1 protein-coding gene is annotated in these 1,526 nt (G+C 65.7%); it reads left to right on the top strand.

Annotated elements, in window-relative coordinates:
• Positions 1–55 precede the first annotated feature (55 nt).
• On the top strand, positions 56–1,480 hold the full coding sequence (gene lpdA, locus CF68_RS04685) for a dihydrolipoyl dehydrogenase (protein WP_035816375.1): 1,425 nt from the start codon (positions 56–58) through the stop codon (positions 1,478–1,480).
• The last annotated feature ends 46 nt before the right edge of the window (positions 1,481–1,526 follow it).

Consider the following 1,526-nt stretch of genomic DNA (forward strand, 5'->3'; position numbering starts at 1 on the left):
CCCGTGATTAAGGCGCGCCGGCACAAGCTGTCGCCGGCGCCCGCAAAGGAAATCCATGAGCAAACAATTCGACGTGCTGGTGATCGGCGCCGGCCCCGGCGGCTACATCGCCGCCATCCGTGCCGGCCAGCTGGGCCTGAACGTGGCCTGCTGCGAAGGCAATCCGTATGACGATCCCAAGGGCGAAGCCCGCCTGGGCGGCACCTGCCTGAACGTGGGCTGCATCCCCTCCAAGGCGCTGCTGGCTTCCTCGGAAGAGTTCGAGAACGTCCAGCACCACCTGGGCGACCACGGCATCACCGTGGGCGACGTCAAGGTCGACGTGGCCAAGATGCTCAAGCGCAAGGACGAAATCGTCGGCAAGATGACCAAGGGCATCGAGTTCCTGTTCCGCAAGAACAAGGTGACGCTGCTCAAGGGCTACGGCAAGTTCGTCGGCAAGACCGCCGAGGGCTTCCAGGTCGAGATCGCCGGTGAAGTCGTGACCGCGAAGCAGGTCATCATCGCCACCGGTTCGAAGGCTCGCCACCTGCCGGGCATCAAGGTCGACAACGACCTGGTCAGCGATAACGAGGGTGCGCTCAAGTTCCCCGCAGTGCCGAAGAAGCTGGGCGTGATCGGTGCCGGCGTGATCGGCCTGGAGCTGGGCTCGGTGTGGCGCCGCCTGGGTTCCGAAGTGACCGTGCTGGAAGCGCTGCCCGCATTCCTGGGCGCCGCCGACGAAGGCGTGGCCAAGGAAGCGCAGAAGCAGCTGACCAAGCAGGGCCTGAAGTTCAGCCTCGGCGTGAACGTCAACGAAGTGACGACCGGCAAGAACGGCGTGACCGTCAAGTACACCGACAAGGACGGCAAGGCCCAGACCCTGGAGGTTGATCGCCTGATCGTGTCGGTCGGCCGCGTGCCCAATACCGACAACCTGGGCCTGGACGCCGTCGGCCTGGCCGCGGACCAGCGCGGCTTCATCGAGGTGGACGACCACTGCGCCACCAAGGTGCCGGGCCTGTGGGCCATCGGCGACGTGGTGCGCGGCCCGATGCTGGCGCACAAGGCCGAGGACGAAGGCGTGGCCGTGGCCGAGCGCATCGCCGGCCAGAAGCCGCACATCGACTACAACTGCGTTCCGTGGGTGATCTACACCTTCCCGGAAATCGCATGGGTAGGCAAGACCGAAGCCCAGCTCAAGGCCGAAGGCCGCGAGTACAAGGCCGGCCAGTTCCCGTTCATGGCCAACGGCCGTGCACTGGGCATGGGCCACGCCGACGGCTTCGTCAAGATGCTGGCCGACGCCAAGACCGACGAGATCCTGGGCGTGCACATCGTTGCCGCCAACGCCTCTGACCTCATCGCCGAAGCCGTGGTGGCGATGGAGTTCAAGGCCGCCAGCGAGGATATCGGCCGCGTCTGCCATCCGCACCCGTCGATGTCGGAAGTCATGCGCGAAGCCGCGCTGGCCGTCGACAAGCGTCAGCTTAATATGTAAGGCGCATGCTTCGCATTGCCTGAGTACCGGCGCGCCGCATCCGCGG

The organism is Cupriavidus sp. SK-4, from assembly GCF_000611125.1.
GTDB lineage: Bacteria > Pseudomonadota > Gammaproteobacteria > Burkholderiales > Burkholderiaceae > Cupriavidus > Cupriavidus necator.